This window comes from Sulfitobacter sp. 1A15299 (genome assembly GCF_043556915.1).
Lineage (GTDB): Bacteria > Pseudomonadota > Alphaproteobacteria > Rhodobacterales > Rhodobacteraceae > Sulfitobacter.
The window spans coordinates 1-8,879 of sequence record NZ_JBIFFJ010000053.1 but is presented as its reverse complement, the minus strand read 5'-3'; the positions used below and the strand labels follow the sequence as shown (position 1 = coordinate 8,879).

The window sequence follows — 8,879 nt, the reverse complement described above, 5'->3', positions numbered from 1 at the left end:
CCATTCAAACCTCCCTTTTGGAAGGTTGAATCAAACCTCAGGTGATTTGAAAATCCTCAATGTCCACAGGCCCTAGTGGTTATATAACGTCCTGAGTGGCACCTCCTTGCTGGGGGTTCAACTATTAAGGGAGGCGCTCAGGCGTGACCCTGCGGTGCGCAAGGGGTTTGGTGATATCTGTCCAAGTCCCTGCCGTTTATCACTACCCGCTGACATTCGTTTAAGGCTGTTTCGCTTAGGGCGACTGAGAGATGCCCTGAGTGGCTTGCAAGATTTGTAAATGGGTAATCTGCAGGTTGGACCGCCTCTTTAGGCGTCTTGTCAAAGGCAAAGCCCATCCTTTGAGCTTCTGGGGTAACAATCGACCCCAAACGGGCAAGGGGGTGGAACTTAGTTTCAAAATTCCATTTTTTTCTCGACATATCGCACCCTTCAAGATAGCAAGTCGACAAAGCGGATACATCCGCATGGCATTCGGGCCTCATGTCGCACTTCTCAGTGCGCGTGGGGCTTTTTTTGTTTTTGGGGTAAAAGTGAAGCGAACCGTTGATCTTGGCGTGCTCTATTCAAGTTCGGGCACCTATGCGGCTATATCGCAGGCGGTTCTGCGCGGGACGCTCGCTGGGGTGGAGGAGATCAACGCCGATCCCTCCAATCCCATCCGTTTCCAGCCTATTGTTCGAGACCCCAAGGGGCAGTTGGAGCGCTATGCACCGCTTTGTGCTGAGATTCTGGAAAGTTCGAAAGCGCGTCACGTTTTTGGCTGTGTGACCTCATCTTCGCGCAAAGAGGTAATCCCCACGCTCGACCGGACCAATGCGATGCTTTGGTACAATCTCCCCTTCGAGGGGTTCGAAACGTCAAACAGGGTGATTTACAATCATGCCTGCGCGAACCAGCATCTGTTGCCTTTGCTGAGCTGGTGTTTCGGCAACTTCGGCACCATGCCTTATCTGATCGGCTCGAACTATATCTGGGGCTGGGAAACCTGCCGTGTGGCGCGGATGAGGGTTGAAGACGCCGGCGGGCAGGTTCTGGGCGAACGCTATCTGCCCTTGGGCGAGGAAGACGTCGCGACGTTGATCGCTGAGATCGAAAGCCTGCGGCCCCGGTTCATCCTGAACTCATTGGTGGGTGCCAGCTCCTATGCTTTTTTGCGCGCCTATGCCGACCTAGGTCGGCGGGATCCGCATTTTCGTCCAGAGCAATGCCCGGTGGTGTCGTGCAACCTGACGGAAGCAGAGCTACCACTCTTGGGGGATGCGGCTGAAGGGCTGGTGTCAGTGGGGCCGCACTTTTGTGCCTCTCAAAGCGAGGGGGGGCGGGATTCCTCATTTGAGAATATCTCGCGCCAATCTGTGCATACCTTGGCGGCGATGCTCGTGGCCCAAGGCGAACAACCCTTTGAAAGCTTTATCGCCGAACAGGGCGATCTTTTTGGAATAGATCCCGCAACCCATCACAGCACGCTTGAGGTTGATGTGGCACAGGTGCGCGATGGGGTTTTCAAAGTGTTGCACCATTGGTCGGACGTGGCGCCTGATCCCTATCTGACCCGGCCCGCGCGCCACCCGCGTATTGACCGCCCCCGCCTGAGCGTCGTGTCCTGATGGCGGGTCTTCTTGGTATCCCCAATCTCGATCAGGCCTGCGCCTTAGTCGTGCATCCCGTGCCCGATCATGCTGCGGTTCTAATGCGCCAACTCAAGGCGATCGGTCTGAGGGTTATCCATGCCTGGCCAGACCTTCCAGCTTGGGCCATTACGGCGGATTTTGTCTTTTACGATACAGACATGGGCTATGACGCGCAGTTTCCTTGGGAGCCGGGCCAGGCCCCGATGCCAATGATCGCCCTCGTCGGGTCCGAAGCGCCCGGGCGAATTGAATGGGCCGCGCGCATGGGCGCAGATGCATTGCTGCTCAAGCCGGTGGGATCAAGTGGTGCCTTCTCAGCGCTGCTGATGGCGCATCATTCGTTTGAACTGCGCCAAAGCCTGAACGCTCAGATCAAGCAACTGCGCCATCGCGTATCCGCGCGTCAAACCGTGGTGCAGGCCGTGGCATTGCTGTCGGCGCATGGCAAATCCCAAGACGCCGCTTATGACCAGCTGCGCCAAATGGCGATGGCTTGGCGCATCAATGTTGAGGATGCCGCGCTGCGCATTGTCGAAAATGCTAAAGACGAAGGAAATTTGCGTGACTGCAATTGAACCTGCCACCCTGCGCAGTGCTGCGCCCTCGGTATGGACCCGCCTGCGCCGTCGTAAACTGGCGCTTGTTGGTCTTGCGTTAATTGCGCTGACGTTTTTCGGGGCGATCTTTGCGCCATGGCTCACACCCTATGAGCCCAATGACCAGATGTTTGACGGGCTGACGCTACAGGGGGCGCCGATGCCACCGGGAACGCAGTTTCCACTGGGGACGGACCTGTTGGGGCGCGATCTGTTGACCCGCATCCTATACGGGGCGCGCACATCGCTGATTATCGGGCTGGTGGCGAATGGGGTGGCACTGGTGATCGGAACCCTGATCGGCATTACGGCGGGCTATTTCCGCGGCTTCATTGGGAGTGCGCTGATGCGGCTTACGGACCTGATGATGGCCTTTCCGGCGCTGTTGCTGGCGATCTGCCTTGCGGCGATCTTCCAACCATCGTTGTGGATCGTGGCATTGGTGATTGCCACGGTGAACTGGGTGCAGACCGCACGGGTGATCTATACAGAGACGTCATCCTTGTCGCAGCGTGAGTTCATTGCAGCGGAAAAGACTTTGGGCGCGGGGCATCTGCGCATTTTGTTTCGCCATATTCTGCCGCATCTGGTGCCGATGATCATTGTCTGGGGCACGCTTGGCATCTCCACCACTGTGCTGTTGGAGGCGACGCTTAGCTATCTCGGGGTCGGTGTGCAGCCGCCCACACCGAGCTGGGGCAACATCATTTTTGAGAACCAGACCTATTTCCAGGCCGCGCCTTGGCTCGTGTTCTTTCCAGGTTTGGCAATCGTGATTTTGGCGCTGGCCTTCAACCTTGTGGGTGATGCGCTCCGCGATGTGCTCGACCCGACACAAAGAGGGCAGGACCAATGATCAATTTCCTCGGCCGCCGTTTGCTGCAATCCGCCATGATCCTGCTGGGGGTGTCTTTCATCACCTTCGCGTTGCTCTACCTGCTGCCTTCCGATCCAGTGCGCCAGATCGCCGGGCGGTCAGCGACCGCGCAGACTGTCGCGAACATCCGTGAGCAATTAGGCCTCGATCAGCCCTTCATCGTGCAATACTGGCGCTACCTGATGGACCTTCTACAGTTCGATCTTGGCCGGTCTTACCTGCAGAAAACCGAAGTGAGCGCGCTGATTGCAGCGCGTTTGCCTGCAACGCTTTTGTTGATGGTCGGCGCGATTTCAGCGGAACTGGTGCTGGGATTGGGCATGGGTATTATCGCGGCTTTGCGCCGCGGTACCACCACCGACAACACGTTGATGATTGCGTCCTTTATTGGCGTGAGCGCGCCGCAGTTCGTCGTAGGGCTTTTGCTGCTTTATGTTTTTGCGGTCCAGCTGGGTTGGTTCCCTATCGGCGGCTACGGCACCTTCGGGCATCTGGTGTTGCCCGCGCTGACCTTGGGTATCCTCGGCTCGGGTTGGTATAGCCGTATGATGCGGTCTTCGATGATCGACGTTTTGCGCCAAGACTTCATCCGCACGGCCCATGCAAAAGGTCTATCGCGGGCGCGGGTGCTGCTGCGCCATGCGCTGCCTAATGCGATCTTGCCCGTCATTGCGATGATCGGCATCGATATCGGCATCTTTATGGGCGGCATCGTGATCGTTGAATCTGTCTTTGGTTGGCCCGGCATCGGTCAGCTTGCATGGCAAGCGATCCAGCGTGTCGACATTCCAATCATCATGGGCGTCACGCTGGTTTCGGCCTGCGCCATCGTGCTTGGCAATCTCGTGGCCGACATTGCCACGCTATTTGCCGACCCGCGGATCAAGGTCCGCTAAATCTCAAATCAAAAAACGATCCAACAAGGAGAGACGAAAATGAAGAAGTTCCTGACCTCTACGGCGCTGGTCGCAGCGCTTGCTTTGCCCGCCACAGCCTTTGCTGACGGCCATTCCGATATGGACCCGAACGCCAAGTCGGGCGGCAATATCACCATTACCTACAAAGATGATGTGGCCACGTTGGACCCGGCCATTGGCTATGACTGGCAGAACTGGTCGATGATCAAATCGCTTTACGACGGGTTGATGGATTATGCCCCCGGCACCACCGACCTGCGCCCCGGTCTGGCGGAAAGCTACGAGATTTCCGAGGACGGTAAGGTGTTTACCTTCAAACTGCGCGAGGGCGTGAAATTCCACAATGGCCGCGAGATGACCGCTGAGGATGTCAAATATTCGCTCGACCGCGTCACCAACCCCAAGACCCAAAGCCCTGGTGCGGGTTTCTTTGCCTCTATCGCAGGCTTTGATGCGATTTCCAACGGTGAGACTGAGACCCTTGAGGGCGTCAAAGTCATCGATCCGCTGACTGTAGAGATTACCCTGTCGCGCCCCGATGCGACCTTCCTGCATGTCATGGGCCTGAACTTTGCCGCGGTGGTGGCGAAAGAAGCGGTCGAAGAAGCGGGCGCCGATTTCGGCAAGACCGCGATGGGCACCGGCGCGTTTAAGCTGGGGGAGTGGACCATTGGCCAACGCCTCGTATTTGAAAAAAACGAAGACTACTGGCGCGAGGGGCTGCCCTATCTCGACAGCGTGACCTTTGAAGTGGGCCAAGAGCCAATCGTGGCACTTCTGCGCCTTCAGAACGGCGAAGTGGACGTGCCCGGCGATGGCATCCCGCCAGCCAAATTCCAAGAGGTCATGAATGATCCAGAGCAGGCGGCTCGCGTGGTTGAAGGAGGCCAGCTGCATACCGGCTATATTACCCTCAACACAAAAATGCCGCCCTTTGACAACGCGGATGTGCGCCGCGCGGTGAACATGGCGATCAACAAAGAGCGGATCACGCAAGTGATTAACGGTCGCGCCGTGCCGGCGACCCAACCGCTGCCCCCTTCGATGCCCGGCTATACCGAAGGTTATGAAGGCTACGCCTATGACCCGGAAAAAGCCAAAGACATGTTGGCCGAGGCGGGCTTCGCAGATGGGTTCGAGACAGAGCTCTACGTGATGAACACAGACCCCAATCCGCGTATCGCACAGGCGATCCAGCAGGACCTGAGCAAGATCGGCATCGACGCCTCGATCCAATCGCTGGCGCAGGCAAGCGTCATCGCCGCGGGTGGTGAAGAAGACCAAGCGCCAATGATCTGGTCGGGCGGAATGGCATGGATTGCCGACTTCCCCGATGCATCGAACTTCTATGGCCCAATTCTGGGCTGTGCTGGTGCAGTTCAGGGCGGTTGGAACTGGTCGTGGTACTGCAACGAAGAGGTCGATGCGATGGCCACCGAGGCCGATAGCATGACCGACCCCGATGCCGCGGAGGCGCGGCTGCAAAAATGGTCCGACGTCTACATGAAGATCATGGAAGACGCGCCTTGGGTGCCGGTGTTCAACGAACAGCGCTACACCATGAAGTCCGAGCGGATGGGCGGCGCTGATGCGCTCTACGTCGATCCCGTCTCGATCCCCGTCAACTATGACTATGTGTATGTAAACGATGTGCAATAAATGTCCTGACTATACGATCCACGGACGCCATCATCATTTTGGCTGGGACAACGCGCTTGTCCCAGCCGAGACGGTGGCCCCTGGGTCCACGCTCGAATTCCACTGCCATGACAGTTCTGCCGGTCAGCTGACCAAAGACAGCACGGTCAAAGACGTTGAGACGTTGGATTTTGGCAAGATCAACCCGGTTTCGGGTCCGATCTATGTCGAAGGCGCGGAGCCGGGCGATGCGCTCAAGATTACCATCGAGGGGTTCACCCCTTCGGGGTTTGGCTGGACCGCCAATATCCCGGGTTTTGGTCTCTTGGCCGATCAGTTCACTGACCCCGCGCTGACGATCTGGGACTATGACCCGGATACGCTGGCGCCGGCGCTTTTTGGCAAACATGGGCGCGTACCGCTCAAACCCTTCGCGGGCACCATTGGCTGTGCGCTGGCCGAAGACGGCTTGCACTCCATCGTGCCGCCGCGGCGTGTGGGCGGTAATCTCGATATTCGCGATCTGGCAGCAGGCACCACGCTCTATCTACCGGTCGAGGTGGCGGGCGGATTGTTCTCCATCGGCGATACCCATGCGGCACAGGGCGACGGCGAGGTCTGCGGCACCGCCATTGAGAGCCCAATGAACGCCACGGTGACGCTTGATCTGGTCAAAGATGCGCAGCTGAAGATGCCGCGGTTCACAACACCGGGGCCGGTGACCAACCACCTTGATGCCAAAGGCTATGAAGTCTCCACCGGGATCGGGCCGGATCTGATGACGGGGGCGCGGGATGCGGTAAGCCAAATGGTCGACCTGCTCTGCGCCACGCAAGGTTTGGCGCCGGAGGATGCCTATATGCTGGTTTCCACCTGTGGCGATCTGCGCATCTCGGAAATCGTGGACATGCCAAACTGGATTGTGTCCTTCTATTTCCCGCGCTGTGTCTTCGAATGATGGTGGCGATGCAAACTCCCCCCGCGGCGGAACCCGCGGGGGCCAAGCCGGTCCTCACGGTGGACGGCCTGTCGATCTCGGTCCGGACCGAGCAGGGCATGCTGCCACTTGTGCAGGATCTGTCCTTCACCTTGCATAAGGGCCGGACCTTGGCGATTGCGGGTGAAAGCGGATCGGGTAAATCACTGACCTCCCTTGCGATCATGGGTCTGCTGCCGCCTCCTGCTGTACGGGTCACAGGCGGTGCGATCAATTTCGATGGGCAAGACCTGACCAAGCTCGCTGAAAGCAAGCTGAAACAGCTGCGCGGCAATCGCATAGCGATGATCTTCCAAGAGCCAATGACCGCTCTCAATCCGGTCATGCGTATTGGTGCGCAACTGATTGAGGCAATCCGTGCGCATGAAGACGTATCAAAGGCTGAGGCTCGCAAACGCGCACTTGAAGCCGTGCGCGCCGTGCGTCTGACCGAGCCAGAGCGCCGTTTGCAGCAATATCCTCATGAGCTTTCGGGCGGTATGCGGCAGCGGGTCGTGATCGCCATGGCCATTGCGCTGCGCCCTGATATTTTGATTGCAGATGAACCGACGACCGCGCTCGATGTGACGGTCCAGCGCGAGGTGCTCGACCTTCTGCGTGATCTGGCGCGGGATATGAACACAGCGCTGATCTTGATTACCCACGATATGGGTGTGGTGGCCGAGATGGCCGATGATGTGTTGGTGATGCAGCGCGGTCGGATGGTGGAGCACGCATCCGTGCGCAAGCTCTTCTCAAACCCCGATCAGCCCTATACGCGTCAATTGCTGGCAGCCGTTCCGCGTATGGGGCAGGGGCATGGGGCACATCCGGATACGGGTACGGAGCCCTTGGTTAGCTTGCGCGAAGCGCGGGTGGCCTATGATCTGCACGGTGGGCTATTGGGCCGCGTGGTGCAGCGGGTGCATGCGGTTGAAGCTGTGTCCTTTGATATCTATCCGGGCGAAACCTTTGCTCTTGTGGGCGAAAGCGGATGTGGAAAGTCGACCATCGCGCGGGCCTTGGCCGGTCTGGTGCCGCATAGTGGCGAGATCAGGTTTCAAGGTAAGCCACTGGGCAATGATGCCGCAACGCGCAAACAGATCAGCCGTGAGCTGCAAATGGTGTTCCAAGACCCGATGGCCGCTCTGAATGGCCGTATGACCGCGGGTGATTTGGTGCGCGAGCCGCTGGTGATCCATGGCGTGGGCACAGCAGCAAGCCGCCGCGAGAAGGCCGCCGCGCTGTTTGCACGTGTGGGCTTGGGCGAGGATGCGCTTGATCGCTATCCACATGAGTTCTCGGGAGGACAGCGTCAGCGTATCTGTATCGCGCGCGCGCTCGCACTGGATCCGAAACTGATTATCGCAGACGAAAGCGTCTCGGCGCTTGATGTTTCGGTTCAAGCTACAGTGCTGGACCTGCTGGCCGAGTTGAAACGCGAGATGGGCATGTCCTATCTCTTCATCAGCCATGACATGGCCGTGGTCGAGAATATCGCAGATCGAGTGGCGGTGATGTACTTAGGCCAGATCGTAGAGATGGGGACAGGTGCGCAGGTCTTCGGTGATCCGCGCCACTCCTATACGCAGCGATTGATCGAAGCTGTGCCTCATGCTGATCCTGACCGCGTGCTGCCTGCGCGGGTGCTCGCCGCAAGCGATCCGCCAAGTCCGGTTCGTGCCGTTGGGGAACCGCCTAATATTGTTACGTTGGATGATGTGGGCGGGGGCCACTTGGTGGCGCGTTCGTAGTGGAGGCAGAACTGCGATCGCTTGCTCCACCGATCGCTAATGCCGCTTGGCGCTCGCGTTCCATCATGCGAAACTCATCGAGAGGTATTTTCATCCTTGCTCACATGAGCCAAGGAGTTGCTCATGGGGCTTCTTTCGCCATGAGCTCCAAAATGCTCTCTATTCGTTTGAAGCCGTCACGCTTTAATGCCCGACAATTTGACTGCCTATGAACTGTTTAACGGTTGTCGAGATAGACCGAGCCAAACGCAGGCCTTTGTTGCCGATGTTGACTTCTAGGCGCTGCCGACGACGGCCTCACCGATTGAGGGGGAGGGTTCTGTAAAGCGTCTTTCACCCTCAAGGTCTGGTACTACCGTGACCCAAGCTGGGGGTAGGCCTTGATCTTTGCGGGTTTGTTCGATGTCCGTGCAGGCTTTAGGTTCGCTGTGGCACAGCACAATCTTATGTCCGGTCAGCTGCTGGATGCGAAAGGTGAGAGCCAAGT

The 8,879-nt window shown here is 58.1% G+C and carries 7 protein-coding genes and 1 pseudogene; 7 read left to right on the top strand and 1 reads right to left on the bottom strand.

What is annotated here, in order from left to right:
* Positions 1-296: 296 nt before the first annotated feature.
* The 7 genes from ACGYK7_RS18640 to ACGYK7_RS18610 are packed head-to-tail and all read left to right on the top strand — an operon-like array spanning position 297 to position 8,392.
* On the top strand, positions 297-1,610 hold the full coding sequence (locus tag ACGYK7_RS18640) for a transporter substrate-binding protein (protein ID WP_394403897.1): 1,314 nt from the start codon (positions 297-299) through the stop codon (positions 1,608-1,610).
* Positions 1,610-2,209: an ANTAR domain-containing response regulator gene (locus tag ACGYK7_RS18635; protein ID WP_394403896.1), complete on the top strand. Its 600-nt coding sequence runs from the start codon at positions 1,610-1,612 to the stop codon at positions 2,207-2,209. The genes ACGYK7_RS18640 and ACGYK7_RS18635 overlap by 1 nt, the downstream gene beginning before the upstream one ends.
* Positions 2,196-3,086: an ABC transporter permease gene (locus ACGYK7_RS18630; protein ID WP_394403895.1), complete on the top strand. Its 891-nt coding sequence runs from the start codon at positions 2,196-2,198 to the stop codon at positions 3,084-3,086. Before ACGYK7_RS18635 ends, ACGYK7_RS18630 begins: the two co-directional genes overlap by 14 nt.
* Positions 3,083-4,003 carry an ABC transporter permease gene (locus ACGYK7_RS18625; protein ID WP_276154618.1) on the top strand — a complete coding sequence of 307 codons (921 nt, stop codon included), beginning with the start codon at positions 3,083-3,085 and terminating at the stop codon, positions 4,001-4,003. The genes ACGYK7_RS18630 and ACGYK7_RS18625 overlap by 4 nt, the downstream gene beginning before the upstream one ends.
* 39 nt (positions 4,004-4,042) lie before the next feature.
* Positions 4,043-5,683, top strand: coding sequence for an ABC transporter substrate-binding protein (locus tag ACGYK7_RS18620; protein WP_394403894.1), 1,641 nt, complete (start codon positions 4,043-4,045; stop codon positions 5,681-5,683).
* Entirely contained in the window at positions 5,673-6,620 is a 948-nt protein-coding gene (locus tag ACGYK7_RS18615) for an acetamidase/formamidase family protein (protein ID WP_394403893.1), read from the top strand. Before ACGYK7_RS18620 ends, ACGYK7_RS18615 begins: the two co-directional genes overlap by 11 nt.
* Before the next feature lie 8 nt (positions 6,621-6,628).
* Positions 6,629-8,392, top strand: a complete 1,764-nt coding sequence (locus tag ACGYK7_RS18610; RefSeq protein WP_394403892.1) for an ABC transporter ATP-binding protein — start codon at positions 6,629-6,631, stop codon at positions 8,390-8,392.
* Between the two features lie 275 nt (positions 8,393-8,667).
* Here ACGYK7_RS18610 and ACGYK7_RS18605 read toward each other — a convergent pair.
* Positions 8,668-8,879 (bottom strand): annotated as a pseudogene (locus ACGYK7_RS18605) (hypothetical protein); the annotation flags it as partial.

Excerpts from the sequence above, each read along its gene's own strand:
- ACGYK7_RS18635 (WP_394403896.1), top strand. The coding sequence starts at position 1,610 with ATGGCGGGTCTTCTTGGTATCCCCAATCTCGATCAGGCCTGCGCCTTA.
- ACGYK7_RS18625 (WP_276154618.1), top strand. The coding sequence starts at position 3,083 with ATGATCAATTTCCTCGGCCGCCGTTTGCTGCAATCCGCCATGATCCTG.
- ACGYK7_RS18620 (WP_394403894.1), top strand. The coding sequence starts at position 4,043 with ATGAAGAAGTTCCTGACCTCTACGGCGCTGGTCGCAGCGCTTGCTTTG.
- ACGYK7_RS18615 (WP_394403893.1), top strand. The coding sequence starts at position 5,673 with ATGTGCAATAAATGTCCTGACTATACGATCCACGGACGCCATCATCAT.
- ACGYK7_RS18610 (WP_394403892.1), top strand. The coding sequence starts at position 6,629 with ATGCAAACTCCCCCCGCGGCGGAACCCGCGGGGGCCAAGCCGGTCCTC.